Annotated in this window: 23 protein-coding genes; 6 read left to right on the plus strand and 17 right to left on the minus strand. The window is 59.9% G+C overall.

Features of this window, described 5'->3' with window-relative positions; translation table 11 throughout:
* The first annotated feature begins 152 nt into the window (after positions 1–152).
* Positions 153–617, plus strand: a complete 465-nt coding sequence (locus BFQ03_RS13985; RefSeq protein ID WP_029297142.1) for an outer membrane lipoprotein — start codon at positions 153–155, stop codon at positions 615–617.
* Between the two features lie 82 nt (positions 618–699).
* Here the strand turns inward: BFQ03_RS13985 and nhaA are convergent, their stop codons facing one another.
* Positions 700–1,887, minus strand: a complete 1,188-nt coding sequence (gene nhaA / locus BFQ03_RS13990) for a Na+/H+ antiporter NhaA (RefSeq protein ID WP_032858105.1) — start codon at positions 1,885–1,887, stop codon at positions 700–702.
* A 216-nt stretch (positions 1,888–2,103) separates the two neighbouring features.
* Between nhaA and BFQ03_RS13995 the strand changes: the two genes are divergently transcribed.
* Positions 2,104–3,198, plus strand: a complete 1,095-nt coding sequence (locus tag BFQ03_RS13995) for a PLP-dependent cysteine synthase family protein (RefSeq protein ID WP_065943360.1) — start codon at positions 2,104–2,106, stop codon at positions 3,196–3,198.
* A 79-nt stretch (positions 3,199–3,277) separates the two neighbouring features.
* On the opposite strand, the gene BFQ03_RS14000 is transcribed toward BFQ03_RS13995, so the two are convergent.
* The 3 genes from BFQ03_RS14000 to BFQ03_RS14010 form a co-directional block, all read right to left on the minus strand.
* Positions 3,278–4,891, minus strand: a complete 1,614-nt coding sequence (locus BFQ03_RS14000) for an NAD(P)/FAD-dependent oxidoreductase (RefSeq protein ID WP_065943361.1) — start codon at positions 4,889–4,891, stop codon at positions 3,278–3,280.
* Between the two features lie 106 nt (positions 4,892–4,997).
* Positions 4,998–5,669, minus strand: a complete 672-nt coding sequence (locus BFQ03_RS14005; protein WP_032858100.1) for a COG3650 family protein — start codon at positions 5,667–5,669, stop codon at positions 4,998–5,000.
* A 75-nt stretch (positions 5,670–5,744) separates the two neighbouring features.
* On the minus strand, positions 5,745–6,344 hold the full coding sequence (locus BFQ03_RS14010; protein WP_032858098.1) for a short chain dehydrogenase: 600 nt from the start codon (positions 6,342–6,344) through the stop codon (positions 5,745–5,747).
* Positions 6,345–6,449: 105 nt separating this feature from the next.
* Between BFQ03_RS14010 and BFQ03_RS14015 the strand changes: the two genes are divergently transcribed.
* Positions 6,450–7,358, plus strand: coding sequence for a LysR family transcriptional regulator (locus tag BFQ03_RS14015; protein WP_032858096.1), 909 nt, complete (start codon positions 6,450–6,452; stop codon positions 7,356–7,358).
* On the opposite strand, the gene BFQ03_RS14020 is transcribed toward BFQ03_RS14015, so the two are convergent.
* From BFQ03_RS14020 to BFQ03_RS14060, 9 genes are all read right to left on the minus strand, one after another.
* Positions 7,355–7,840: a DoxX family protein gene (locus tag BFQ03_RS14020; RefSeq protein ID WP_032858094.1), complete on the minus strand. Its 486-nt coding sequence runs from the start codon at positions 7,838–7,840 to the stop codon at positions 7,355–7,357. The two genes, BFQ03_RS14015 and BFQ03_RS14020, sit on opposite strands and share 4 nt — an antisense overlap.
* A complete protein-coding gene (locus tag BFQ03_RS14025; protein WP_065943362.1) occupies positions 7,837–8,601 on the minus strand; it encodes an HvfC/BufC N-terminal domain-containing protein in 765 nt (254 codons plus the stop codon). The genes BFQ03_RS14020 and BFQ03_RS14025 overlap by 4 nt, the downstream gene beginning before the upstream one ends.
* The gene (locus BFQ03_RS14030) at positions 8,598–9,479 is read right to left on the minus strand and encodes an MNIO family bufferin maturase (RefSeq protein WP_065943363.1); all 882 of its coding nucleotides are present in this window, start codon (positions 9,477–9,479) and stop codon (positions 8,598–8,600) included. The genes BFQ03_RS14025 and BFQ03_RS14030 overlap by 4 nt, the downstream gene beginning before the upstream one ends.
* Before the next feature lie 22 nt (positions 9,480–9,501).
* Positions 9,502–9,804: a BufA1 family periplasmic bufferin-type metallophore gene (locus tag BFQ03_RS14035; RefSeq protein ID WP_032858087.1), complete on the minus strand. Its 303-nt coding sequence runs from the start codon at positions 9,802–9,804 to the stop codon at positions 9,502–9,504.
* A 271-nt stretch (positions 9,805–10,075) separates the two neighbouring features.
* The gene (locus BFQ03_RS14040) at positions 10,076–10,777 is read right to left on the minus strand and encodes an ABC transporter ATP-binding protein (RefSeq protein WP_029297115.1); all 702 of its coding nucleotides are present in this window, start codon (positions 10,775–10,777) and stop codon (positions 10,076–10,078) included.
* Positions 10,778–11,545: a high-affinity branched-chain amino acid ABC transporter ATP-binding protein LivG gene (gene livG, locus BFQ03_RS14045; RefSeq protein ID WP_032858084.1), complete on the minus strand. Its 768-nt coding sequence runs from the start codon at positions 11,543–11,545 to the stop codon at positions 10,778–10,780.
* Entirely contained in the window at positions 11,542–12,795 is a 1,254-nt protein-coding gene (locus BFQ03_RS14050) for a high-affinity branched-chain amino acid ABC transporter permease LivM (protein WP_032858082.1), read from the minus strand. The genes livG and BFQ03_RS14050 overlap by 4 nt, the downstream gene beginning before the upstream one ends.
* Positions 12,792–13,715: a high-affinity branched-chain amino acid ABC transporter permease LivH gene (livH, locus tag BFQ03_RS14055; protein ID WP_032858079.1), complete on the minus strand. Its 924-nt coding sequence runs from the start codon at positions 13,713–13,715 to the stop codon at positions 12,792–12,794. The genes BFQ03_RS14050 and livH overlap by 4 nt, the downstream gene beginning before the upstream one ends.
* A gap of 228 nt (positions 13,716–13,943) precedes the next feature.
* Positions 13,944–15,071, minus strand: coding sequence for a branched-chain amino acid ABC transporter substrate-binding protein (locus tag BFQ03_RS14060; protein WP_032858077.1), 1,128 nt, complete (start codon positions 15,069–15,071; stop codon positions 13,944–13,946).
* A 183-nt stretch (positions 15,072–15,254) separates the two neighbouring features.
* On the opposite strand from BFQ03_RS14060, the gene BFQ03_RS30245 reads away from it, so the two are divergent.
* Both BFQ03_RS30245 and BFQ03_RS14065 read left to right on the plus strand, forming a co-directional pair.
* Positions 15,255–15,416: a hypothetical protein gene (locus tag BFQ03_RS30245; protein ID WP_167360813.1), complete on the plus strand. Its 162-nt coding sequence runs from the start codon at positions 15,255–15,257 to the stop codon at positions 15,414–15,416.
* A complete protein-coding gene (locus tag BFQ03_RS14065) occupies positions 15,413–15,718 on the plus strand; it encodes a DUF2288 domain-containing protein (RefSeq protein WP_032858075.1) in 306 nt (101 codons plus the stop codon). The genes BFQ03_RS30245 and BFQ03_RS14065 overlap by 4 nt, the downstream gene beginning before the upstream one ends.
* 305 nt (positions 15,719–16,023) lie before the next feature.
* On the opposite strand, the gene BFQ03_RS14070 is transcribed toward BFQ03_RS14065, so the two are convergent.
* From BFQ03_RS14070 to BFQ03_RS14080, 3 genes are all read right to left on the minus strand, one after another.
* Positions 16,024–18,204: a hypothetical protein gene (locus BFQ03_RS14070; RefSeq protein WP_032858072.1), complete on the minus strand. Its 2,181-nt coding sequence runs from the start codon at positions 18,202–18,204 to the stop codon at positions 16,024–16,026.
* A gap of 208 nt (positions 18,205–18,412) precedes the next feature.
* The gene (locus tag BFQ03_RS14075; RefSeq protein WP_065943364.1) at positions 18,413–20,638 is read right to left on the minus strand and encodes a putative bifunctional diguanylate cyclase/phosphodiesterase; all 2,226 of its coding nucleotides are present in this window, start codon (positions 20,636–20,638) and stop codon (positions 18,413–18,415) included.
* A 143-nt stretch (positions 20,639–20,781) separates the two neighbouring features.
* Positions 20,782–21,150: a YkgJ family cysteine cluster protein gene (locus BFQ03_RS14080; RefSeq protein WP_032858069.1), complete on the minus strand. Its 369-nt coding sequence runs from the start codon at positions 21,148–21,150 to the stop codon at positions 20,782–20,784.
* A 248-nt stretch (positions 21,151–21,398) separates the two neighbouring features.
* Here BFQ03_RS14080 and BFQ03_RS14085 point away from each other — a divergent pair, with 248 nt between their 5' ends.
* Entirely contained in the window at positions 21,399–22,745 is a 1,347-nt protein-coding gene (locus BFQ03_RS14085; RefSeq protein ID WP_065943365.1) for a spinster family MFS transporter, read from the plus strand.
* Between the two features lie 119 nt (positions 22,746–22,864).
* Here the strand turns inward: BFQ03_RS14085 and rapA are convergent, their stop codons facing one another.
* Positions 22,865–25,711 (minus strand): RNA polymerase-associated protein RapA, encoded by a 2,847-nt coding sequence (rapA, locus tag BFQ03_RS14090; RefSeq protein ID WP_032858064.1) that lies wholly within the window; start codon positions 25,709–25,711, stop codon positions 22,865–22,867.
* Positions 25,712–25,731 lie beyond the last annotated feature (20 nt).

A 25,731-nucleotide genomic window follows, 5' to 3' on the forward strand; every position in this document is an offset into this window, starting at 1 on the left:
TCCTTGTCTGGGGGCAGGTGCTACCGTTCGTCGATTTTCGCGATACAGCCTGTCTGTACTGGGGCTGAATGAAAGCAATTTTCTCCGGGCCGTGTCGTGACAGGCGTCAAGCAGCGGAGTCTAATAAAGATATGTCCTTTGGAGTTGATGCTATGCGTAAGTCTGTTCTGCTGGTTGCCTGCTTTACCACCATGTCGTTGCTGCTGGGTGGCTGCGCCTCCAGCCTGACCGGCGACTCGTACTCCCGTGACGAAGCCCGTCGCGTACAGAGCGTACGCATGGGCACCATCGAGTCCCTGCGTCCGGTCAAGATCGAAGGCACCAAGACCCCAATCGGTGGTGCAGCGGGTGCAGTTATCGGCGGTGTGGGCGGTAGTGCCATCGGTGGCGGTCGTGGCAGCATCGTGACAGCCGTTATCGGTGCCGTGGCTGGCGGCCTGCTGGGCTCGGCCACCGAAGAAGGCCTGACTCGCACCCAGGGTGTTGAAATCACCGTGCGCGAAGACGACGGCAGCATGCGCGCCTACGTCCAGGCTGTGCAGGAAAACGAAATCTTCCGCATCGGCGACCGCGTGCGCATCATGACCGTTGATGGGACCAGCCGCGTTACCCGTTAAGGGTTGGCAGGCGGTAAAAGAAAAACCCCGACCGGGTGACCGGGCGGGGTTTTTTATTGCGCGCTCAGGTGAACAGAGCGCGTTACGCGTTGACCGTCGCCTGTTTGCGACTGGCCATCGCCGTCACGGCATAACCAATCAGTGCCGCAAGGATCGAGCCGGTGAGAATGCCCATCCGGTCCATCCCGGCGTATTCGCTACTGCCCGGCAGGAACGCCAGCGAGCCGACAAACAGACTCATGGTAAAGCCAATGCCACACAGGATGGCCACGCCCATGACCTGGCCCCAATTGGCGCCGGTCGGCAGGGCCGCAAGGCCGGTTTTCACCGCGAGCCAGGTCAGGCCAAACACACCGACGGTCTTACCCACCAGCAGGCCAGCGGCGATACCCATTGGCACATGATGGGTGAAGCTCTCCAGGTTGACGCCGGTCAGGGATACGCCGGCGTTGGCAAAGGCGAACAGTGGCAGGATGCCGTACGCCACCCAGGGATGCAGGGCATGTTCCAGGCCCAGCAGGGGCGACGGCTCGGCGTTCTTGGTGCGCAGCGGAATGCAGAACGCCAGGGTGACGCCAGCCAGGGTCGCGTGAACACCACTCTTGAGTACGCAGACCCACAGGATCAGGCCGATGATCAGATACGGCCCGAGCTTCACCACCCCCAGGCGGTTCATGGCGATCAAGGCGACAAGACAGGCGCCGGCGCCTGCCAGCGACGCGGTGGACAGGTCGCCGGAGTAGAAAATCGCGATGACGATGATGGCACCCAGGTCATCGATGATCGCCAGGGTCATCAGGAACAGCTTCAGCGACACCGGCACACGCTTGCCCAGCAGCGCCAATACCCCGAGGGCAAAGGCGATATCGGTGGCCATCGGGATGGCCCAGCCGCCCAGGGCGGCCGGGTTATCCTTGTTCAGTGCCCAGTAGATCAGCGCCGGCACCACCATGCCGCCAATGGCCGCAGCGCCTGGCAGCACGACCTGGGAAGGTTTGGACAGGTGGCCGTCGAGCAACTCGCGCTTGACCTCCAGGCCGATCAGCAGGAAGAACAGGGCCATCAGGCCATCATTGATCCACAGCAGCGAGGGCTTGGCGATTTGCAGGGCGCCGATCTGGACGGCGACGGGCACTTCAAGAAAGCTGTTATAGAACGAGGACAGCGGTGAATTGTTGATGATCAGGGCCAAGGCGGCTGCAGCGATCAGTAACAGACCACTGGCCGCTTCGAGCTGGAAGAAACGGGTAAACGTGCTACGCAGAGGCAAGGGATGCTCTCCAATCAAAGTTCAATAGGGGCGTACCCTAACCCGTACTGTTAGTTGTTAAAACAAAAGTTATATTCTTTTTTGTTATATAAAAGCGCCGTTGTATGGATTGCGTCAACGCCTGGCAATTATGTATCGAATTGAGTCATGACTGTATCTGTGTGCAGTGTAGGAAACACCCTAAGATCAAGCCTGAAAACTTAATGGAACCTGAGCATGAACGACCACCGTCCGTGGGCCCGAGAGGCCATCCGCATTATTGAAGCGGACTTCCAGCGCAGCGCCGACACCCACCTGATCCCACTACCGTTGCCGGGCTTGCCGGGAATCGAGTTGTATTTCAAGGATGAGTCCAGCCATCCCACCGGGAGCCTGAAGCACCGGCTGGCCCGTTCCTTGTTCCTGTATGCCCTGTGCAATGGCTGGCTCAAACCGGGCGCGCCAGTGATCGAAGCTTCCAGCGGTTCGACGGCGATCTCCGAGGCGTACTTCGCGCGCTTGTTGGGCCTGCCGTTCATTGCGGTGATGCCGGCCACCACCTCCCAGGAAAAGATTGCGCAGATCGCCTTTTACGGCGGCAAGAGCCACCTGGTGCAGGATCCCACGCAGATCTACGCCGAATCCGAACGCCTGGCGCAGGAAAGTGGCGGGCACTTCATGGACCAGTTCACCTACGCCGAACGGGCCACCGACTGGCGGGCGAACAACAATATTGCCGAATCGATCTTCCAGCAGTTGCGCTTCGAACGGCATCCCGAGCCGAGCTGGCTGATTTCCAGCCCGGGTACCGGCGGTACCACCGCAACCCTGGGGCGTTATGTGCGTTATCGCCAGCATTGCACCCGGGTGTTGTGCGCCGACGCCGAGCGTTCGGTGTTTTTTGAGTACTACCAGAGCGGTGATGCCAGCTTGCGCCTGGACTGCGGTTCGCGGATCGAGGGCATCGGCCGGCCACGAGTAGAGGCATCGTTCTTGCCCAAGGTGATCGATGCGATGGTCAAGGTGCCAGATGCCTTGTCGCTGGCGGCCATGCATTATCTGGCGCAACGCTTGGGACGGCGGGTCGGGGGGTCCAGCGGCACCAACCTGATTGGCGCATTGATTGCCGCGCAGCAGATGCAGGCGGCGGGGGAGTCGGGGTCTATCGTGGCGATTCTGTGTGATGGGGGCGAGCGTTATGCCACGACCTATTACGACGATGCGTGGCTGGTCGGGCAGGGGTATGAACTGGAAGAGTTGATTGACGCGGTGGCTGCCACTGTCGAGCGGGGCGAGCCATTGCCGGACAGCGTCCTGCGCGCCAATATCTAAAACCTGTGTATGGAAACCATTGTGGGAGCCGGGCAAGCCCGGCTCCCACAATAGAGAGGGGTCGTTTACGAGTGAACTGTCAGGCCTCGATTCCGAGGATGTTGCGCGCCACGGCTTCGGCAATCCGAATCCCGTCAACGCCTGCCGACAGGATCCCACCGGCATAACCGGCGCCTTCGCCTGCCGGGAACAGGCCTTTGACATTCAAACTCTGCATCGACGCGTCACGGGTGATCCGCAGCGGCGACGAGGTGCGAGTCTCGATCCCGGTCAGTACTGCGTCATGCAGCGAGTAGCCCTTGATCTGCTTCTCAAAGGCCGGCAGCGCTTCGCGGATGGCCTCGATGGCAAAGTCTGGCAAGGCCAGGGCCAAATCACCGAGGGCTACACCTGGCTTGTAGGACGGTTCTACAGTGCCAATGGTGGTGGACGGCTTGCCGGCGATGAAATCACCGACCAGTTGCGCCGGCGCTTCGTAGTTGCTGCCGCCAAGGATGAACGCGTGGGATTCCAGGCGCTCCTGCAACTCGATCCCGGCCAGCGGGCCGCCCGGATAGTCCACTTCCGGGGTGATGCCGACCACGATCCCGGAGTTGGCATTGCGTTCGTTACGCGAGTACTGGCTCATGCCATTGGTCACGACCCGATTCGGCTCGGAGGTGGCTGCCACCACCGTACCGCCCGGGCACATGCAAAAGCTGTACACCGAACGGCCGTTCTTGGCGTGGTGCACCAACTTGTAGTCGGCCGCGCCCAGTTTCGGGTGCCCGGCATACTTGCCCAGGCGTGCGGCGTCGATCAGCGATTGTGGGTGTTCGATGCGAAAACCCACCGAAAACGGCTTGGCTTCCATGTACACGCCACGACCGTGGAGCATGCGGAAGGTGTCGCGGGCGCTGTGGCCGAGGGCAAGGATCACGTGCTTGGAGAGGATCTGCTCGCCACTATCGACCACCACGCCATTCAACTGGCCATCTTCGATCAGCACGTCGGTGACCCGCTGTTCGAAACGCACCTCACCGCCCAGGGCGATGATCTGCTGGCGCATGTTTTCCACCACGCCGGTCAGGCGGAAGGTGCCGATGTGCGGTTTGCTGACATAGAGGATCTCATCCGGCGCGCCGGCCTTGACGAACTCATGCAGGACCTTGCGCCCGTGGAATTTCGGGTCCTTGATCTGGCTGTAGAGCTTGCCGTCGGAAAAGGTCCCGGCGCCACCCTCGCCGAACTGCACGTTGGACTCGGGATTGAGTACGCTTTTGCGCCACAGGCCCCAGGTGTCCTTGGTGCGCTGGCGCACTTCGCGGCCGCGTTCGAGGATGATCGGCTTGAAACCCATCTGCGCCAGCAACAACCCGGCAAAGATCCCGCAAGGGCCGAAACCGACAACGATGGGCCGCTCGCTCAGGCCTGCCGGCGCCTGGCCCACGACCTTGTAGCTGACATCGGGCGCGGCATTGATATTGCGGTCGTCGGCGAACTTGAGCAGCAGGGCGGCTTCACCCTTGACCTCAAGGTCGACGGTGTAGATGAAGCACAGCTCCGACGATTTCTTGCGCGCGTCGTAGCTGCGTTTGAACAGGGTGAAATCGAGCAGATCATCACTGGCGATGCCCAGGCGCTGCACGATGGCAGGCCGCAGGTCTTCTTCGGGATGGTCGATGGGCAGCTTGAGTTCGGTGATTCGTAGCATGACAGGATCCGATATGCGGCGTTTGGTAGGGCCGGCGGTTTTGCAAACCGGCGATTATAAGCCCCAACGGCGCTTTCCCGTCATGCTAAAACAGCGCAGGGTCGAATCAGTCGTCCCGTGAGCCACCAAATGCCGCGCAGCCACGCTGTACCTGACCGTTGATCCGAAGTTCGGCGCTCATGTGTTGCAGGCTGCCGCTGACGCTGTCGATGCAGCGCTGGGGCGCGACCCACAATTCAATTTGCTGGCCGTTGGCTTCGGTGGTGAGGTTGAAGCGGCCATCACCCAGTTGCTCTTCCACATAAGGCACCGGCAACGGTGGCTGGCCTTCGCGTTGCAGGACCATGCCCTTGTTGGTCACATTCAGTGCCCAGGCTGGCTTATGCCCGTTGGCGCGCAGGATCATGCGCTTGAAGTCCGGGTCGTCACAGGCTGAGGTCGAGCGTTCGACGCGGTACAACTGTTGCAGGTCAACCTGGCCCTGGGTACCGCTGGCGACCCCGGAGAACTTGCCGCGCAAGTCGGCAAACAACGCCCCTTGCTGGCCGGCCAGGGACGCTGCTTCCTGGAGGATGCTGGTGCCGCCGGTATCGCTGACCACGTAGTTGCGCTGATCATGGCAGGGCTGGAACAGCAACTTGTCGCCGATGGCCGTCAACTCGCCCTGCATGCGAGTCAGGCCCGCAGTGGAGGACGTCTCCGGATCGTTTTCAAACACCTGGCAGGCGGCGAACAGGGGCAGCAGGGCAAACAGAGCAAGGATACGGGCGGCAAGCATTATCGGGTCTCCTGATAAGTGCCGCCACGTTACGCAGGCTGGCGCTGCATCACAAGCCTGGAATACAGGTTGAATTCATCCAACGATGTAAGTCTGCCCTGTCTGTAAACCTTCAACGCTTTTTGCGTAGGACAATGCCACATCCGCCGCAGGAACCGGCTTAAAACCCCTGAAATAAGGGGCATAGCTACCCATGGCTTCAACCAGCACGTTCGGGCTGACCGAGTTGATGCGCAGACCCCGTGGCAACTCTATCGCTGCAGCCTTCACGAAGGCGTCTATGGCGCCATTGACCAGCGCGGCAGAGGCGCCGGTGCGGATCGGATCGCGATTGAGGATGCCGCTGGTGAAAGTGAACGACGCACCGTCGTTGGCGAACTCGCGGCCTATCAGCAGCAGGTTGACCTGGCCCATCAGCTTGTCTTGCAGGCCGAGGTCGAAGTGGCTGGCGTCCATTTCGCCCAGGGGCACGAAGTTGACGCTGCCGGCGGCGCACACCAGTGCATCGAACTTGCCGGTTTGCGCAAACAGTTGGCGGATCGACGCGCTGTCGCTGATATCGACCTGAAAGTCGCCACTCTTGCGGCCAATAGTGATCACTTCATGGCGTTGGGACAGCTCGGTCTTGACCGCAGAACCGATGGTGCCGCTGGCGCCAATCAACAGGATTTTCATGGTGTCGTTCCTCCAGATACTCAGATGAGCCTTGAGTCTAGAGTGGTTTTTTCTGCGGATAAGCGCACTAATAGGCAACCTTTGGTTTTCAAATGGAAACAATCCATGAGCGAAATGGATGATCTGGCGGCGTTTGCGGTGTTGATCGAAGCCGGCAGCTTTACCTTGGCAGCCCAGCAACTGGGCTGCAGCAAGGGCCAGTTGTCCAAGCGTATCAGCCAGTTGGAGGCGCAGTTTTCGGTGGTGTTGTTGCACCGCACGACCCGGCGACTCAGCCTGACGGCCGCAGGTGCAGCGCTATTGCCCCAGGCGCAGGGACTGGTAATTCAGGTCGAGCGTGCCCGACAGGCATTGGCGCGGCTCAAGGACGATTTGGCCGGGCCTGTGCGTATGACGGTTCCGGTGTCCTTGGGTGAGACTTTTTTCGATGGCCTGTTGCTGGATTTTTCCAGGCGGTATCCGCAGGTGCAGATCGAGTTGGATCTCAACAACAGCTATCGCGACCTGGCCCGGGACGGTTTTGACCTGGCGGTGCGCTCAGAGGTGGCCAACGATGAGCGCCTGGTTGCCAAGCCACTGTTGGCCTGGCATGAAATGACCTGTGCCAGCCCGGCCTATCTGGAGCAATACGGTGAGCCGCTGACGCCGGCCGACCTGGTTGGCCACCGTTGCTTGCTCAACAGCCACTACAGTGGGCGTGAGGAGTGGTTGTATCACCAGCAGCACGAGTTGTTGCGGGTGCGGGTGGATGGCACCTTTGCCTCCAACCACTACAACCTGCTGAAAAAGGCCGCACTGGTGGGGGCCGGTATCGCCCGGCTGCCATCCTATCTGTTGCAGATGGAATTGGCTGACGGCCGGCTTCGTTGGCTCCTGCGTGATTATCAGACCCGCAGCATGCCGATGTACCTGGTCCATCCGTATCAGGGCGGGCTACCACGTCGTACCCAGGTGCTGGCCGATTACCTGGTGGGCTGGTTCAAGCGCAACGGTGAGGCACTGGACCGGCTTTAGCGCCAGCGCCGGGCAATCCAGTGATCAATCGATACCCGTCCTGGCCCCTTGGCCATCAACACCAGTAGCAAAGCGATCCAGGTGCCGTGGGTCGGGTACGCGTCGGGGTAGACAAACAGCTGAATCACCAGCGTCATGCCCAGTAGTGCCAGGGCTGAAAAACGCGTGGCAAGCCCCAGCAAAATCAGGATCGGGAAAAAATGCTCGGCGAACGTGGCCAGGTACGCGGCCACTTCTGCAGGCACAAACGGTATCCGGTATTCACTTTGAAACAACGGCACGGTGGAGTTGGCCAGGTGGGGTACGCCGAGTTCGAAGGTGCCGTCTACCAGATCGACAGCAAACCCCTGGACTTTGGTCTGGCCGGACTTCCAGAACACCGCCGCAATGGAAAAGCGTGCGACAAGGGCAATCAGGCTGTAGGGGATTTTCTCGAAGGTTTGAATGACGCGTGCAATCAGACTCGGGGCGGTAGTGTTCATGGTTGTACCTTGATATGGGTGATGGCGCGGTGGCTGATCAGCAGCCCCAGGCATTGGTGCAGGTCAAATTCACTGGACGCATCCAGGGCATACGCCACCGCCATTTCCAGAGGCCAGGCGTTGTTCAGGCTGTTGATAAACGTCACGCAACCGGCGTCGATGCAGAACACTTCGACTTCCAGGCCGTTGCGCAGGACCAGCGCACTTTGCCCATGCCATGGATCAAGGCTGGCGACGCTATCGGTGGTTTGATGCGCGGCCCATAACGCCACCACGGCATAGTTCGATTGCAGGGTGGCAACGGATGGATGCAATTGCAGGCTTACGCTGCCCAGGCTGGGCAGTTGTTGCAGTTGATTGATGACGGCCTGTGGGTCAGCGACAGGGGTGTCGGCGGCGTGATACGCATTGACCCGCAAGCGCTCCAGCCGGGCGACGTCGGCCAGGTACGGTACAGTGGCGGCGGGGGCGAACCCCTGGATAAAGTCGGCCAAGTCACTGCCGTACTCGTTGAGCAGTGGGCTGGTGGGCGGATACGCCTGGACGTACAGCCCGGCCATGGCCCGGAAAAACCCATCGCCCACCAGTTGCCGGGTCACGGGGTAGCTGTCGAGCAGGGCGTTGATCAACGAACTGTGGACGTTGTTGCGGTACACCGCAAAACGACTGGCGGGATCGGCGCCATTGTTGCTGAACAGGCCATCGGGGCAGGGCTGGTCTGGCGCCAGGAGAGCCTTGGCAAAATCCTCCTGCAGATTCATGAGTGCACCGCCACGGCCAGCAGGTGCCGGTCAGCTTGCTGGACCTCCGCCTGTAATACGTGTAATGCCGGTACATCGTTGTCACGCTCAATCAGCGTGGCCACCGGCCCGACCCGTTGCAGTGCCTGCTGATACAGGTGCCATACGGCGTTGTCGATGGGCGCACCGTGATCATCAATCAGCAGGCGGTCACCGAGGCTGTCGGAGTCTTCGGCAAAGCCTGCCAGATGAATTTCACCCACCGCGTGCAATGGCAAGGCGTCAAGGTAAGCCAATGGATCCTGCTGATGATTGATGCAGGACACGTACACATTGTTCACGTCCAGCAGCAAACCGCAGCCGGTGCGCCGGATGACTTCGCTGATGAAGTCGGTTTCATCCAGGGTGGAGCGTTGGAACTGCAGGTAGGTCGACGGGTTCTCCAGCAGCATTCGCCGCTTGAGGGTGGTTTGTACCTGGTCAATGTGCTCGCACACCCGCTTGAGGGCAGCGTCGTCATAGGCCAGGGGCAGCAGATCGTTGAGAAACACCGGGCCGTGGCTGGACCAGGCCAGGTGTTCGGAAAAGGATTGGGGCTGATAGCGTTCTATCAGTACCGCCAGGCGTGCAAGGTGGTCCTGGTTCAGCGGGCCTTCGCCGCCGATGGACAGGCCAACGCCGTGCAGCGACAGTGGGTACTGTTCGCGGATCAATCCCAGGTAGTGATGAAAAGGCCCGCCGGCCACCATGTAGTTTTCGGCGTGGACTTCAAAAAAACCAATATCGGGCAGGGTCGCGAGCACTTCTGCCAAGTGCTCGCTCTTGAGTCCCAGCCCAGCCCGGCGTGGAAGGCCGGGCGCCTGAGCCTGGGCGACATTGGGTAGGGATGAAAGCGTCATCGTCAGTACTCAGGCGGGGGGCTCAGGACTTGGCCTTGAAGGCTTCCAATTGGCCAAAACCGGTCGGCGAGGTTTTGCTTTCCATCTTCACGCAGGTGCCTTCAGGGACCAGATTCCAGGCGTTGGCCTGGTAGTCGGTTTTCGAGGTGCCCGCACAGGTGGTGCCGGCGCCTGCGGCGCAGTCGTTCTTGCCTTTGAGGGCGACGCCAAAGCATTTTTCCATCTTCGCGTCGTCAGCATGGGCAACAGTGGTCAAGGTGCTCAGGCTCAAGGCAGAACCCAGGGCCAGGACGAGGGTGGCGGCGGACAGAGAACGGGTGGTCATGGTGTTTCTCCAGCAGTGAGGTAGGTAAGGAAGCGTTTGTGCTTGCTTACCCCACTAGAGAAAGGGGGGAGGGGATTGTTACAAGGGGATCGAAGAAAACTTGAAAACAACGCAAATTTATCGGACCACACAAAGCAAATGTGGGAGCGGGCTTGCTCGCGATGGCGGTGGGTCAGTTAATAAATATTTGACTGACCCACCACCATCGCGGGCAAGCCCGCTCCCACACAAGCCCACCCACAGTTAGACCCGGTTTATCCAGCAACCGTTTTTAGCCGCCCAGGTAAGCCTCGCGCACTTTCGGATCGGTCAGCAGTTGTTCGCCGCTGCCCTGCATCACCACCCGGCCGTTTTCCAGCACATAGGCACGGTCTGCAATCTTCAATGCCTGGTTGGCGTTTTGCTCCACCAAAAACACCGTCACACCGTCCTTGCGCAGTTGTTCGATGATATCGAAGATCTGCTGGATGATGATCGGGGCCAGGCCCAGGGAAGGTTCGTCCAACAGCAGCAGCTTGGGCTTGCTCATCAGCGCACGGCCGATGGCGAGCATTTGCTGTTCGCCACCGGACATGGTGCCGCCGCGCTGGCTGAAACGCTCCTTGAGCCGAGGGAACAGGTGCAGCACCTTGTCCATCTGCTCCTGGTAGTCGCCCTTGTCGGTAAAGAACCCACCCATGGCCAGGTTCTCTTCCACGGTCAGGCGGGCAAACACCCGACGGCCTTCCGGAACCACAGCAATGCTTTTGCGCATGATCGCCGCTGAATGCTGGCCCACCAGTTCCTCACCCATGTAGCGGATGCTGCCGCTGTGAGCCTGGGGCGAACCGCACAAGGTCATCAGCAAGGTGGATTTGCCGGCACCGTTGGCGCCGATCAGGGTGACGATTTCGCCCTGGCGCACTTCCACGTTGACGTCGTGCAGGGCCTGGATCTTGCCGTAGAAAGTGGAAACGTTTTCGAATTGCAGCATTTACGCTTCCCCCAAATAGGCTTTGATCACTTGCGGGTTGTCGCGGATCTGCTCCGGCGTCCCGTTGGCCAACGGCGTACCCTGGTTGATCACGACGATATGGTCGGAAATACTCATGACCAGTTTCATGTCGTGCTCGATCAGCAGCACGGTGGCGTTGTTTTCTTCACGCAGCACACCGATCAACGCCTTGAGGTCTTCGGTTTCCTTGGGGTTGAGGCCTGCCGCCGGTTCGTCGAGCATGAGGATCCGCGGGCGGGTCATCATGCAGCGGGCGATTTCCAGGCGACGTTGCTGACCATAGGCCAGGGTGCCGGCCGGCCGGTTGGCAAACTCGGTGAGGTTGACCTTGTCCAGCCAGTACGCGGCGTACTCCATGGCCTCGCGCTCGCTCTTGCGGAACGCCGGGGTCTTGAACAGGCCCGCGAAGAAGTTGGTGTTCAGGTGGCGGTGCTGGGCGATCAGCAGGTTTTCCACTGCTGTCATGTCCTTGAACAACCGCACGTTCTGGAAGGTCCGCACCACGCCCTTGCGAGCGATCTCGTGACCGGCCAGGCCCTGGATCGGCTGGCCGTCCAGCAGGATGCTGCCACCGGCCGGCTTGTAGAAGCCGGTCAGGCAGTTGAACACCGTGGTCTTGCCGGCGCCGTTGGGGCCGATCAGCGCTACAACCTGCTTCTCTTTCACGGTCAGGGCCACGCCATTGACCGCCAGCAGGCCGCCGAAGCGCATGCTCAGGTTTTCGACTTTCAGGATCTCGCGGCTCATTTGCGCAGCTCCATATGGGGACGTTGCATGGGCAGCAAGCCTTGAGGGCGCCAGATCATCATCAGCACCATCATGGCGCCGAACATCAACATGCGGTACTCGCTGAACTCACGCATCAGTTCCGGCAGCAGGATCATCACGATGGCCGCAAGAATCACGCCCAACTGCGAGCCCATGCCACCCAATACCACGATGGCGAGGATGATTGCCGACTCGATGAAGGTGAACGACTCCGGCGTCACCAGGCCTTGGCGCGCGGCGAAGAAGCTACCGGCAAAACCTGCGAACGCGGCGCCCAGGGTGAAGGCCGAGAGCTTGATGACGGTCGGGTTCAGGCCCAGCGCACGGCAGGCGATTTCGTCTTCACGCAATGCTTCCCAGGCACGCCCGATCGGCATGCGCAGCAGGCGGTTGATCACGAACAGCGCGGCCAGGGCCAGCAACAGGGCGACCAGATACAGGAACACCACCTTGCTCACCGGGTTGTAGGCAATCCCGAAGTACTCGTGGAAGGTCTGCATGCCTTCTGCAGCGGAGCGGTCAAACGACAAGCCGAAGAACGTCGGCTTGGGAATGCTGCTGATGCCGTTGGGGCCGCCAGTGATGTCGGTGAGGTTACGCAGGAACAGACGGATGATCTCACCAAAACCCAGGGTCACGATGGCCAGGTAGTCACCACGCAGGCGCAACACCGGGAAGCCCAGCAGGAAACCGAACGTCGCCGCCGCCATGCCCGCCAGTGGCAGGCAGATCCAGAAGCTCCAGCCCAGGTAATGCGAGAGCAGCGCGTAGGTGTAGGCACCCACCGCGTAGAAGCCCACATACCCCAGGTCGAGCAGGCCGGCCAGGCCCACCACGATGTTCAGGCCCAGGCCCAGCAGCACGTAGATCAGGATCAGGGTGGCGATATCCACCGCACCTCGGGAGCCGAAGAATGGCCAGATCAACGCGGCCACGATCAGGCCGATGATGATGTAGCGCTGGGTGCGCGGCAGGGTCAGGAACTGGCTGACCTTGGGCGATACCAGCGGGCCACGATTGGACTTGAGCAGCGCCCCGACCTGCTGGGTGAACAGCACCCGCAGGAACATCAGCACCGAGCACAGGGCAATGATGGTCAGGGTTACTGGCCCGGTGCCGTGTACTTCAAGGTTGATCCCGACAATGCTCAACTTGAGCCCGAGTACCGGAAAGGCCACGGCCCATACCAGCAAGGCGCTGAAAAACGCCGATTTAAGATATCTGCTCATACTTTCTCAACCTCCGGACGGCCCAGGATGCCGGTCGGCCGGAATAACAGCACCAGAACCAATAGACCGAAGGCCACCACGTCCTTGTACTGGTCGCCGAAGATATCGGCCCCAAAGGCTTCGGCCACACCCAGCACCAGCCCACCGAGCATGGCGCCCGGAATACTGCCGATGCCGCCCAGGACCGCCGCAGTGAAGGCCTTGAGGCCCACCAGGAAACCGGCGTTGGGGTTGATCACGCCATACTGCATGCTCAGCAACACGGCGGCGACAGCGGCCAGTGCGGCACCGATGACGAAGGTCAGGGCGATGATGTTATTGGTGTTGATGCCCAGCAGGTTGGCCATCTTGATGTCTTCGGCACAGGCCCGGCAGGCGCGCCCCAGACGGGAGCGGGAGATGAACAGGGTCAGGCCCAGCATCGCCACCAGGGTGACGACGAAGACCAGGATCTGCATGTAGGAAATCAGCACTTCTTGTGCGCCACCTGGGCCGAAGGAAATGCTCCCCGGGATCAGGTTGGGAATGGACTTGTCCTTGGAGTCCTGGGACAGCAATACGGTGTTCTGCAGGAAAATCGACATGCCGATGGCAGAAATCAACGGGATCAGGCGGTTGCTGCCACGCAAGGGGCGGTACGCAACGCGTTCGATACTGTAGCCGTAGGCACTGGTTACGACGATTGACGCAAGGAACGCGGCAGTCATCAACAGCGGCAGGGAGTGGATACCCATCATGGCCAGCCCGGCAATGGCAATGAAGGCCACGTAGGAACCAATCATGTACACCTCGCCGTGGGCGAAGTTAATCATTCCAATGATGCCGTAAACCATTGTGTAGCCAATGGCTATCAAGGCATAGGTGCTGCCAATGGTCAGGCCATTAACCAGCTGTTGGAAAAAATGATAGATCTCAGGCATTACAGCGCTCCTAAAAACCCGATACGCATTTCACTGGTGGAGTCATCTTCCAGCCCGGTGCTGTGTTCTGTGAGCACATTTGCACCAAGCATTTGCCAGCGAACCGCTGGTGACGGTTTTAAGATTTTCAGGTGAACCAGCGCCCGGATCGCGGGTGCGTGGCCCATAAACCTCGTAAAACAAAACCCACTGCTTGCACAGTGGGCTTGTTGTCCAGTAACGCCTGGCTTACTGAGGGGAAACTTCGGTTTTTGGTTGACCGAAGTGCCATTCGTAGACCACGAACTTGAAGTCCTTCAGGTCGCCCTTGGCATCGAAGCTCAGGTCGCCGGTCGGGGTCTTGAAGGTGCCTGCGTGGATGGCCTCGGCCACTTTGGTGGTGTCTTCGCTTTTCGCGGCAGTGATGCCGCCAGCGATGATTTCAACTGCCGAGTAGGCTGGGAACACGAACGGGCCGCTTGGGTCTTTGCCGTCAGCCTTGAGTGCGTCGACAATTGCCTTGTTGGCAGGGTCGGCGTCGAAGGATTTCGGCAGGGTGACCAGCAGGCCTTCGGAGGCTTTCTGGGCGATTTGCGAGATGGAGTCGTTGCCGACGCCTTCCGGGCCCATGAACTTGGCTTTCAGGCCTTTTTCCTGGGACTGGCGCAGGATCAGGCCCAGTTCTGGGTGGTAGCCGCCGTAGTAGACGAAGTCGACGTTGGCTTGCTTGAGCTTCTGGATAATCGAGGAGAAGTCCTTGTCGCCGGCGTTCAGGCCTTCGAAGACGGCGACTTTCACGCCTTTTTCTTCCAGGGTCTTCTTCACGGCAGACGCGATGCCTTCACCGTATTGTTGCTTGTCGTGCAGTACTGCGACGACCTTCGGCTTGACGTGGTCGGCGATGTAGTTGCCGGCCGCAGGGCCCTGGGCGCTGTCCAGGCCGATGGTACGGAAGATCAGCTTGTAGCCACGGGCGGTGATATCCGGGCTGGTGGCGGCAGGCGTGATCATGATCACACCTTCGTCTTCGTAGATGTCGGTAGCGGGTTGAGTGGAGCTGGAGCAGAGGTGGCCGACCACGAACTTGACGCCGTCGTTGACCACTTTGTTGGCTACGGCAACGGCTTGTTTAGGATCGCAAGCGTCGTCGTATTCCTTGGCTTCGAGCATCTTGCCGTTGACACCGCCTTTGGCGTTGATGTCCTTGATGGCTTGCTTGGCGCCCATGAACTGCATGTCGCCGTACTGGGTCACAGGGCCGGTCTTGGGGCCGGCAATACCGATCTTGATGGTGTCAGCTGCGAACGAATGGCCGGCAACCCCAGCCAGGACCATAGCGGCAAACAGTTTGGAAATCTGCTTAGTAGCCTTATTCATAGTGCTCCACTCTTACTGTTGTATTTTTTATAGTTCTAGCGGCCTTGTGAGCTGCAGAACCGGATCAGATATCTCGGATATCCCCCCGGCGGCGGCCTGGCAACTGTACCGGTACAGTGTAGAGCGCCGGTTGATCGCTTGAAAAGCTGGCAGCTGGGGGCAAACGCCGGGTGTGTCGCTTAAATGAAAGAAAAAGACAGAATTGCGGCGGGCTTATGCCAGAGTTTCGGGCAATCCTTGGCATTCCTGACACTTTCAATCGGTGCCTCAATTGCTACTGGGTTTTTCTGGGGAAGTCTCGACGGTATCATTGCGCCGATTTTTTCCTCAGGTGAGTTCCCATGACGCAAGAACCTAGCACCCTCTATGCCAAGCTGCTCGGCGAAACCGCGGAAATTTCCTGGAAGGAGCTTGAGCCGTTCTTCGCCAAGGGTGCCCTATTGTGGGTCGAGGCTGGCCTGGATTTGATCGAGGCCGCCGAGGGCATGGCCGAAGACAAACGTGACAAAGTGGCCGCCTGGCTGGCCTCGGGGAGTCTTGGCGAAGTGTCTGCGACGCGGGCATTGGACTTGCTGGAGCGTGATCCGAGCCTGTGGGCAGTGGTGGTTTCACCGTGGATTCTGATCCAGGAAAGGGCATCGAATTAAATGTGCGCACCGAAATGATGCGTGTTTTTCCCGGTTAGAAGTGTGTAGCGGAGTAACCGCTTTCACCATGATGGCAACTGGCCGTGAAGAAAGGTCACAGGCGAGGGTGACGTAAACGTCATGGGAACAGTTTTGCGGGCCGCGAAGTGCCTGGGGAATTGTTTCTTGGTGTGGCGAACTTGTAGAGGTTTGTTGCCTGTAAGACCGCTTTCGCGAGCAAGCCCGCTCCCACATTCGGCCGCATTCCAAGGGTGGAACTCGGTCAGCTGTGGGAGCGGGCTTGCTCGCGAAGGGCGCGCCTCGGTCTAGGCGGTCTTCCCGGTATGGTTATTCAACGAGATCACCTTAGTCTTGCCAATCCTGTGACGGTAGATCTCACGCAAGTACTTGATCGCCTTCTTCACGCAATCGCGCGACAGACGGATGTCGTTGATCGAGACAAACTTCTCTTTGTCATTGATCAGCTCGCGGTACTTCTTCTCATACATCGGCTTGATCGCGTACCAGTTGGTATCGAGGATCTTTGCCGGGTTTTCGAATTCGTTGAGCAACTCGTCGATACGGTCCTCGTCGAAGTCTTCGTGGATGATGAAGTCCAGGATCGAGTTGTCCAGGGTCTCGTCGAAACGGTACGGGTTGCGGGCAAAGCAGCGTTTGATAAAGGCCACGATCAACGTCAGGAAGTCATCCGACAGGCACGGGCTCTTGGCGATCAGCGTGGTCAGCGACAGGTTGGCTGAAGCACCGATTACCAATGCGTAACGCTTGAGGGTGGTGTTGGGGAACAGGCTGTTGAGGTGAGTCTTGAGCCGGTTCAGGTCCATATAGGACAGCTTGTAGTCCTTGGGCAGGGAGACGATGGACACCACCGACGAGCAGTTCTTGAAGAAGTGCAGGTCATGCAGGGCCGCTGCGTCGTAGCCGGAATTCTTGTACTGCTCCAGCGACGCCCGATAGCGCTTGGACTCGATCGGCAGCAGGCTGATGCCTTCGATGGCCTGGGTGACCTTGTTGAAGTGGGGCAGGTCGATGGAGCGGAAGAACAGGTCGTCGATGTTCAAGCGCTGCGGTTCTTTTTCGAACACCTTGAACTTGTCATTCGACGGCGGCGGGGTTTCCGGGACCACGGATTCGGCATAGGCAATCGCCACCGGCCCGGCCAGGCTCATGAACAGGTCGTTGGCGTCCAGGCGAATGGTTTCGCCGATGTCGATGCCGGCGCGGCGGAAATAGTTCTGGTCGTAGTCGGTGGTGACCGCCTGGGCCGTCAGAATGTTGAAGATCTGCTGTGAGATGTACTGGTTGGCGTGTTTTTCCATGGCATTGACGTCAATGTTCTGGATGTTGCCATCATCACTTTCTTCGGCGTAACGCATGATGTCGTTGGAGATCAGCATCATGGCGTTCCATGGGCGAATACGCCCTTTGACGCTGGCTTCGCTGCTGTCTTCATTGTCGAAGTTGTACGAAAAGTCCCATTCCTCCGACAGGTACTTGCACAGCAACCGTCCGGCGTTGATGTGCAGCGCCTCGGACATTTCACTGCGGTGGTCGGAGATATTCGGCAGCACGCAAATGCCGCTGGTGAAGATCGGCTCGAACACAAAGGCGTGGCCGCTCTTGCTGTCGTGCTCGTCGGCGGGCTTGGTGTCGAAGGTCTTGTTCATGTACGAGTGTTGCTGGGCCAGGCCAAACTCCGAGGCCATGCCCGAGCCGGTACCGCCACCGGCGCTGAAAATCGAGAAGTACAGGCGCGACTGGTTGGCTTTGATGCCGCAGGAGTCGATCAGGTACGAATGGATCATCTTCCAGTCGGGGCTGGAAAACCGCTGGGTGTCTTTATTGAGGATGATCTTGGCCAGGTACTGGCCGAGGATCGGTGCGTTACCGGCGCCACCGGCATGGACTTCCGACAGGTCCATGATTTTCATCTTGCTGTAGTCGCGTAAAAAGCCGCTTTTCTCACCCTTGCGCGAAAAGCGGATCCGCCCGGCGATGTCTTTGTCGAGGTCGCCGAGCATCACCAAGGGTTCTACCAGGAACACCGGTTTACTGGCCTTGTTGGCCCCCAGGCGCAAGTTGTTGCGGATCCACTGGGCCGGGCTGTAGCCCTTTTCAGCGTAGGACTTTTCTTCGGTGCTGAACTCGTTCAAGTAGAACTTGCGGGCGTTGTACACCAGCTCCGCGACATCCAGGGCAATGTTGGAGCCGCAGCGCCCGAGGCCGATCAGGCACACCGAGGGAAATTCCTGCTCGCTGCGCAACTCGCTGTCACCCTCAAGGTGGAGCGGGCGCGGGAACACCATGTCGCGCAGGCCGTCGAGGTTATCGAGGATGCGATCAGTATTGGTTTCGGTGAAGTACAGGTATTGCTGGGTGGCCAGCGCACGTTGACCGTTCAATGACTTTGGGCCTGAGGGCTTTTCCGCAGGAGCTGTGAGCAACACGTCGGATACCGCAGTAACAGGATTATTTTTAGAAGTCATTGTGCGCCATGTGCCTGGACGGATGGCTGGAAAGCATCAAAGAGCCATCACCGAGTGAGAGTTCGCGACTTTTACAGTGCGTTTAGGCCTCAGCGAGCGGTCTTAACCTTATTGTTTCTAGGGAAAAGCGACGCTGGACTCTCATGAATCGGCCGTTCGTCGGCGTTCTTTAATCAAAATGATGGCGATTTGCCAAGTCATCTGCACTTCAACGGATGGGACGTACAACCGCCGATGTGTCTTTGCCGCCCGCCAGGCTTAACGGTGTCAGCGGGTGGTGCTGGTCAAGCGCCATGATCACCGCGCTGATTTCACTGGCCGGCACCGCGGCACTGAGCAGGTACCCCTGCACGTAATCGCAGCCATGTTTGATCAACAGCTCCAGTTGTTGCGGGGTTTCTACCCCCTCGGTGATGACTTGCAGGTGCAGGGTGTGGGCCATGCCGATGATCGCCTGGACAATCTCCATATCGGTGGTGGATTTTGGAATATCCTGGATAAACGAGCGGTCGATCTTCAGCGTGTTGAGGGGCAGGCGCTTGAGGTAGGAGAGGGAAGAGTAGCCGGTGCCGAAGTCGTCGATGGACAGCGCAACACCCAGCGCGCGGATTTGTCGCAGCAGGATCAGGGTGCTGCTGATGTTGCCCATCAAGGCGTTTTCGGTCACTTCCAGTTCGAGGCGGCTGGCGGCGATGCCACTGCTGCGCAAGGCGTATTCGATTTCATCGGCCAGTTCGTCGCGGGACAGGTTCAAGGCCGAGCAGTTGACGGCCATGATCAGGTCCGGATGACCCTGGTCTGTCAACCAGCCCAGGTCGGCACAGGCTTGGCGTAGCACCCAGTTGTCCAGTTCGGCAATCAGGCCGTTGTTTTCGGCAATGCCGATAAACCGCTCGGGGGCCAGCAGCCCATGTTGCGGGTGTTGCCAGCGCACCAGCGCTTCGAGTCGTGTGACCTTGCCTTTGCGCAGGTCCAGAATCGGCTGGTAGTGCAGGACCAGTTCCTTTTGGTTGCGCAGTGCATTGCGCAGTTCCTCTTCCAGCTGCAGTTCTAGAAAGGCTCGGGTTTTCAGGTTGGAACTGAAGAAGTTCAGGCTGTTGCGCCCGCCATCCTTGGATTGATAGAGCGCCAGGTCGGCGGTTTTCAGCAGTTCCTCGCAGGTGGTTCCGTCCTCGGGAAACACGCTGATGCCGATGCTGGTGGTCATCACCATGCGTCGGCCGGCCAGTTCGATTGGCTCTTTCATTTTCTGCATGATGCGCTGGGCCATGTGCCGCGCTTCGTCGCGATGATGGATGTTGATCAGGATGCAGAACTCATCGCCGCCGAACCGGGCCACGACATCATTGTGGCTACGTACCGAACTCTTGATATGGCCGGCCAGGACTTTGAGTAGCTCATCGCCGGCGTCGTGGCCCAGGCTGTCGTTGATCCGTTTGAAGTGATCGATGTCGAGGAAGATGACCGCGAGCATGCCCCCGGTCTGGTTTTTCTCCACGAGTTTTTCGGCGAAGATCTGGTTGAAGCCCCGACGATTGAGCAGGCTGGTCAAGGCATCGTAATGAGCGACTTGCTGCAGGGACGCACGTGCCTGGTCCAGCTCGGTCAGCAAGGCATTGACCCGACGCAGGTCCCGCTCCTTGTGTTGCAACTTCTTGTCGGCGAGGGCCGCGCTGATGCTGCTGCCGATCACCAGCAACGTGATGACGGCCACCGACAGGCCCAGTTGTGTTGGGTTGTCGTCGATTGGCAATGAGGGCATGGCGCCGTTGGGCACCAGCAATTGCATAGCGGCCATGCCGGTGAAGTGCATGCTGATAATGCCGGCGCCGAGTACCAGGCTGGCTCCGTACTTGAGCAGTTGGTGGAACATGCCGCTGCCATTGCGCAGGTAGCTGGACAGCAGCAAGGCCGCGAGGCTAGCCCCGATGGCGATCGCCACCGATAACACAAACAGCCCTGTTGAAAAATACACCTGCGCCTCGGAACGCATGGCGGACATGCCTACGTAATGCATGAGGGCGATGCCCAGGCCCATCCAGATGGACGCCACCAGGTACCGATTAAAGCGCAGCTGGGCATGACTGAGGGTTTGCATGGCAAACAACGACGCGATCATTGCGATCAGCAATGACGCAAAGGTCATGAACAGTTCGTAATGGATGGCGATGGGCGCCTGGAACGCCAGCATGCTGATGAAGTGAGTCGACCAGATTCCGCCAGCCAGGCAACCGGCGCCGATCCAGCGCCAGCGGCGTTGTGCTGTCAGGTTGCCAACGTGGCCGACACGCTCGGCCATGTCCAGGGTACCGAAGCCCGCAGCGCAGGCGACCAAGTAGGCCAGTAGCACCAGGAAAGGGTTATGGGTGCAATTGAGTATTAGCTGCCCGCTCTCGGGAAGGGGGGTAAAAAAATGCAGACCCAGCCATTCCATAGCATGTCCCGTTACAGAGTCATCTCGTGTCACTGCGCGCGGCGATGACCTATGGAATCGAGTATAGAAGGCTCAACGGAATCGCAAGCAGTAATGGCATTTTGATTGCTTCGATTTTGGCATGCCAATCATAGCCAATGGTGCTAAGCGCTGATGGGCAGCTCAAACTCGTAAGGCGGCTGCTCCAGTGGCGCCAGGCCAAACGCGGCGCGTGCGGCGTCGCAATCGACGTTCACTTCCCCCTGGCTCCACGACGACTCGAAGTCTCGGCACACGCTTGACCGTTGCTCGTAGATTGAACAGCGTGTGCCGCTGCCCACTTCACCTTCCAGGCTGCAGCAACGGGCGGGTTTTTGGTCGGTGCCGATCATCGCCACCCGACTGGGGTTGATCTGTACTACAAGGTCATCGGGCACGGTGCCGCCTGATGAAGCGCATTCGCCCCAAAAGAAAGACACGCGAAAGTATGAACAACAGGCACCGCAACTCAGACACGGACTGGCATCGGACATGGCACGTCATCAATAAGAGGTAAGGGGGGGAACTGCGGAAGGCTCGCTATTCTATTCCTGCCAAGGCGCTTGGGAAGGGGGGCCAGTGCTTATTTTTTTGTCGGCGCGAAACGCTGTTGTTGCAGATGGAATTACGTCCTATCAGCTTTACGAATCATTACAGACAACTGGGTCGCGCCTGACTAGATTGCAGGTTCCGGGCAGGATGCGTCGGCATCGAGCCTCTATAACAATAAAGAGACGGACCCATGCAGAACTCGACCCAAGCGGCGAATGCCTGGCGCATTCTGTTCCTGCTGTTCCTGGCCAACCTGTTCAACTTCTTTGATCGCACCATCCCGGCGATCATCATCGAACCGATCCGCATGGAATGGCACCTCAGTGACTTCCAGCTCGGCATCATCGGTACCGCGTTCACCATCGTCTATGCCATTGCCGGCTTGCCCCTGGGGCGCCTGGCCGATACCGGCTCGCGCAGCAAACTGATGGGCTGGGGCCTGGCGAGCTGGAGTGCGCTGACGGCGGTCAACGGCATGGTTGGCAGTTTCTGGACTTTCCTGCTGGTGCGCATGGGCATCGGCATTGGCGAAGCCAGTTATGCACCCGCCGCCAACTCGCTGATCGGCGACCTGTTCCCGGCACACCGCCGCGCCCGAGCCATGGGGATTTTCATGCTGGGCCTGCCCTTGGGCCTGTTGCTGGCGTTCTTTACCATCGGCGCGATGGTCCAGGCGTTCGACAGTTGGCGTGCACCGTTCTTTATCGCGGCCATCCCGGGGCTGATCCTCGCGGTGTTCATGTTCTACATCAAGGAGCCCAAGCGCGGCGCCGCCGAGACCGTGCAAGTCTCCCAGGAGAAAGTCGACCGGCCGATCCGGCGTGTGCTGGCGGTGCCGACTTTCCTGTGGCTGGTGCTTGCCGGGTTGTGCTTCAACTTTGCCACCTATGCCTGCAACTCGTTCCTGGTGCCGATGCTGCAACGCTACTTCCTGATGCCGCTGCAAGAAGCTGCGGTGGCAACCGGGGTGATTGTTGGTGTGACCGGCTTGTTTGGCCTGACCCTGGGCGGGCTGGTGGCCGACAAGATTCACCAACGTATCCCCAACGGCCGGCTGCTGTTTGCCGCGTTCAGCCTGATTATTTCCACGGTCTGCACCGCCTGGGCCCTGCACGCGGGGCGTATCGAGATTGGCGTGTTTGTCGCGGTGTTCAGTGTGGGCTGGCTGTTTGCCTATAACTTCTATACCTGTGTGTACACGGCGATTCAGGACGTGGTGGAGCCCCGCCTGCGGGCTACGGCCATGGCGCTGTTCTTTGCCGGCCTGTATCTGCTGGGTGGCGGTATGGGGCCAGTGGTGGTGGGGGCGTTGTCCGATCACTTTGCCCATGCGGCGATGTACGCGGCGGGTGCCGAACAAATGACCGAAGCGTTCAAGGCCGTGGGTTTGCATGACGCCATGTACCTGATTCCGGTGGCGCTGTTCCTGACCATGCTGTTTCTGTTCCAGGCTTCGCGGTGTTTTGTGCGCGATGCCAAGCGGATGAAGGATGGCTTGGGGGTGGTGGAGGTGTCGGGCCCTGCGGTGACTGCTTGAGGCTGAGGTGACTGCATGGGCTTGCTCGCGATGAGGCCCTGACTCACAGCACACATCCAACATGAATAAAAAAGGCCCGCATTGCGCGGGCCTTCTTGTTCAACAGAGCAGTGCGCGGATCAACCCGCGACCAACACCCGAATCGCTTCCAACCGCAGCGCCGCCTTGTCGAGCATGGCCAGGCCTTGCTCGCGTTGTTGGCGCAGGGCAACCAGTTCGCTGTCGCGTACGGTCGGGTTGACCGCTTGCAGGGCGGTCAGGCGTGCCAGCTCTTCGTCGGTGTCTGCCGCGAGGCGACGTTGTGCCTCGGCCACACGCTCGGCGTGGCGCGGGGCGATTTTCTCTTCGCCGGCGTTGATCCGTGGCGTCAGTTGGTCACGCTGGGCCTGCACGAATTTGTTGGCGCTGGCCCGTGGCACGCTTTCCAACTGATCGTTCAGGGTGGTGAACGACACTCGGCCCGACAAGTCATTGCCGTTGGCATCCAGCAGGCAGCGCAAGGCTGCCGGTGGCAGGTAGCGGCCCAGTTGCAGCGAGCGCGGCGCCACGACTTCACTGACGTAGAGCAGTTCGAGCAATACCGTGCCCGGCTTGAGCGCCTTGTTCTTGATCAGGGCCACGGCGGTGTTGCCCATGGAGCCGGACAGCACCAGGTCCATGCCGCCCTGGACCATCGGGTGCTCCCAGGTGATGAACTGCATGTCTTCGCGAGACAGCGCCTGGTTGCGGTCGTAAGTGATGGTCACGCCTTCGTCGTCGCCGAGGGGGAAGCTGGCATCGAGCATTTTTTCGCTGGGCTTGAGGATCAGCGCGTTTTCCGAATGGTCTTCGCTGTCGATGCCGAATGCATCGAACAGGGTTTCCATGTAGATCGGCAGGGTGAACTGATCGTCTTGCTCCAGGATGTCCTCGACCAGCGCATCACCTTCGCCAGCGCCGCCGGAGTTGAGTTCCAGCAAGCGGTCGCGGCCGGTGTGCAGCTCGGCTTCCAGGCGCTCGCGCTCGGCGCGGGCTTGGTCGATCAGGCCTTGCCATTCGCCATCGTCGGCGTTTTCCAGCAACGGCAGCAGGCGCGGGCCGAACTGATGCTGCAAGGCGTTGCCGGTCGGGCAGGTATTAAGGAAGGCGTTCAGCGCTTCGTGGTACCACTGGAACAGCCGCTCTTGCGGGCTGGTTTCCAGGTACGGCACGTGCAGCTCGATCACATGCTTCTGGCCGATCCGGTCCAGGCGGCCGATGCGCTGTTCCAGCAAGTCCGGGTGCGACGGCAGATCGAACAGCACCAGGTGGTGGGCGAACTGGAAGTTGCGGCCTTCACTGCCGATTTCCGAACAGATCAGCACCTGGGCGCCAAACTCTTCATCGGCGAAGTAGGCGGCGGCGCGGTCTCGCTCAAGGATGTTCATGCCCTCGTGGAACACCGTGGCCGGAATGCCGGAACGCACGCGCAGGGCGTCTTCCAGGTCCATGGCGGTTTCCGCGTGGGCACAGATCACCAGGACCTTGGTGCGCTTGAGCATTTTCAACTGGTCGATCAGCCACTCTACGCGCGGGTCGAAGCGCCACCAGCGGTTTTCTTCTTCGATGTCCGGCTGCGACTGGAAGCTGACTTCCGGGTACAACTCGGCGTGCTCGCCCAGCGGCAGCTCCAGGTACTCGTCCGGGCACGGCAGCGGGTAGGCGTGCAGCTTGCGCTCGGGGAAGCCTTGCACCGCGGCGCGGGTGTTACGGAACAGCACGCGGCCGGTGCCGTGGCGGTCCAGCAGTTCACGCACCAGGCGCGCGCTGGCTTCGGTGTCGCCATCGTTGACGGCGGCCAGCAGAGCTTCGCCTTCGTCGCCGAGGAACCCCAGGATGGTCTTGTGCGCGGCTGGCGAGAGGCGGCCCTTGTCCATCAGTTCCTGCACGGCTTCGGCTACCGGGCGATAGTTTTCGCTCTCGGCGCGGAAGGCTTTGACGTCGTGGAAACGGTTCGGGTCCAGCAGGCGCAGGCGCGCAAAGTGGCTGTCCTGGCCCAGTTGCTCCGGGGTTGCGGTCAGCAGCAGCACGCCGGGAATGGTCTCGGCCAATTGCTCAACCAACTGGTATTGCGCGCTGGCTTTTTCTTCGTGCCAGACCAGGTGGTGCGCTTCGTCGACCACCATCAAGTCCCAGCCGGCGGCGAACAGCGCATCCTGGGCTTTCTCGTCGTCCACCAGCCATTCCAGGGCCACCAGCGCAAGCTGGGTGTCTTCGAACGGGTTGCTGGCATCGCTTTCGATAAAACGTTCTTCGTCGAACAGCGCAACCTGCAGGTTGAAGCGCCGGCGCATCTCCACCAGCCATTGGTGCTGCAGGTTTTCCGGGACCAGGATCAACACGCGATTGGCGCGCCCGGACAGCAACTGGCGATGGATCACCAGGCCGGCTTCGATGGTCTTGCCCAGGCCTACTTCGTCGGCCAGCAGAACCCGTGGTGCGATACGGTCAGCCACTTCACGGGCGATGTGCAATTGGTGCGCAATTGGCTGCGCACGCACACCACCCAGGCCCCAGAGCGAGGACTGCAATTGGCGGCTGGTGTGTTCCAGGGTGTGGTAGCGCAGGGAGAACCAGGCCAGCGGGTCGATCTGCCCGGCGAACAGACGGTCGCTGGCGAGGCGGAACTGGATGAAATTCGACAGTTGGGTTTCCGGCAGGGTGACCTGCTCGTTCTGCCCATTGAGGCCGTGGTAGACCAGCAGGCCGTCGACATCGTCGACTTCGCGCACGGTCATTTTCCAGCCTTCGAAATGGGTGATGGTGTCACCCGGCGAGAACCTCACGCGAGTGAGGGGCGCATTCCGTAGCGCGTACTGGCGGGTGTCGCCAGTGGCCGGATAGAGCACGGTCAACAAGCGCCCGTCCTGTGCCAGAACGGTGCCTAACCCCAGCTCTGCTTCGCTGTCACTAATCCAGCGTTGCCCCGGTTGATACTGCTGCGCCATGCTGCCTGACTCCCGCCGTG

This window comes from Pseudomonas sp. 25 R 14, assembly GCF_900004755.1.
GTDB lineage: Bacteria > Pseudomonadota > Gammaproteobacteria > Pseudomonadales > Pseudomonadaceae > Aquipseudomonas > Aquipseudomonas brenneri.

What these genes read in the sequence shown, in the direction of transcription:
- BFQ03_RS13985 (WP_029297142.1), top strand. Translation starts at nt 153, where the DNA reads ATGCGTAAGTCTGTTCTGCTGGTTGCCTGCTTTACCACCATGTCGTTG.
- BFQ03_RS13995 (WP_065943360.1), top strand. Translation starts at nt 2,104, where the DNA reads ATGAACGACCACCGTCCGTGGGCCCGAGAGGCCATCCGCATTATTGAA.
- BFQ03_RS14000 (WP_065943361.1), bottom strand. Translation starts at nt 4,891, where the DNA reads ATGCTACGAATCACCGAACTCAAGCTGCCCATCGACCATCCCGAAGAA.
- BFQ03_RS14005 (WP_032858100.1), bottom strand. Translation starts at nt 5,669, where the DNA reads ATGCTTGCCGCCCGTATCCTTGCTCTGTTTGCCCTGCTGCCCCTGTTC.
- BFQ03_RS14010 (WP_032858098.1), bottom strand. Translation starts at nt 6,344, where the DNA reads ATGAAAATCCTGTTGATTGGCGCCAGCGGCACCATCGGTTCTGCGGTC.
- BFQ03_RS14015 (WP_032858096.1), top strand. Translation starts at nt 6,450, where the DNA reads ATGAGCGAAATGGATGATCTGGCGGCGTTTGCGGTGTTGATCGAAGCC.
- BFQ03_RS14020 (WP_032858094.1), bottom strand. Translation starts at nt 7,840, where the DNA reads ATGAACACTACCGCCCCGAGTCTGATTGCACGCGTCATTCAAACCTTC.
- BFQ03_RS14025 (WP_065943362.1), bottom strand. Translation starts at nt 8,601, where the DNA reads ATGAATCTGCAGGAGGATTTTGCCAAGGCTCTCCTGGCGCCAGACCAG.
- BFQ03_RS14030 (WP_065943363.1), bottom strand. Translation starts at nt 9,479, where the DNA reads ATGACGCTTTCATCCCTACCCAATGTCGCCCAGGCTCAGGCGCCCGGC.
- BFQ03_RS14035 (WP_032858087.1), bottom strand. Translation starts at nt 9,804, where the DNA reads ATGACCACCCGTTCTCTGTCCGCCGCCACCCTCGTCCTGGCCCTGGGT.
- BFQ03_RS14040 (WP_029297115.1), bottom strand. Translation starts at nt 10,777, where the DNA reads ATGCTGCAATTCGAAAACGTTTCCACTTTCTACGGCAAGATCCAGGCC.
- livG (WP_032858084.1), bottom strand. Translation starts at nt 11,545, where the DNA reads ATGAGCCGCGAGATCCTGAAAGTCGAAAACCTGAGCATGCGCTTCGGC.
- BFQ03_RS14050 (WP_032858082.1), bottom strand. Translation starts at nt 12,795, where the DNA reads ATGAGCAGATATCTTAAATCGGCGTTTTTCAGCGCCTTGCTGGTATGG.
- livH (WP_032858079.1), bottom strand. Translation starts at nt 13,715, where the DNA reads ATGCCTGAGATCTATCATTTTTTCCAACAGCTGGTTAATGGCCTGACC.
- BFQ03_RS14060 (WP_032858077.1), bottom strand. Translation starts at nt 15,071, where the DNA reads ATGAATAAGGCTACTAAGCAGATTTCCAAACTGTTTGCCGCTATGGTC.
- BFQ03_RS30245 (WP_167360813.1), top strand. Translation starts at nt 15,255, where the DNA reads ATGAAAGAAAAAGACAGAATTGCGGCGGGCTTATGCCAGAGTTTCGGG.
- BFQ03_RS14065 (WP_032858075.1), top strand. Translation starts at nt 15,413, where the DNA reads ATGACGCAAGAACCTAGCACCCTCTATGCCAAGCTGCTCGGCGAAACC.
- BFQ03_RS14070 (WP_032858072.1), bottom strand. Translation starts at nt 18,204, where the DNA reads ATGACTTCTAAAAATAATCCTGTTACTGCGGTATCCGACGTGTTGCTC.
- BFQ03_RS14075 (WP_065943364.1), bottom strand. Translation starts at nt 20,638, where the DNA reads ATGGAATGGCTGGGTCTGCATTTTTTTACCCCCCTTCCCGAGAGCGGG.
- BFQ03_RS14080 (WP_032858069.1), bottom strand. Translation starts at nt 21,150, where the DNA reads ATGTCCGATGCCAGTCCGTGTCTGAGTTGCGGTGCCTGTTGTTCATAC.
- BFQ03_RS14085 (WP_065943365.1), top strand. Translation starts at nt 21,399, where the DNA reads ATGCAGAACTCGACCCAAGCGGCGAATGCCTGGCGCATTCTGTTCCTG.
- rapA (WP_032858064.1), bottom strand. Translation starts at nt 25,711, where the DNA reads ATGGCGCAGCAGTATCAACCGGGGCAACGCTGGATTAGTGACAGCGAA.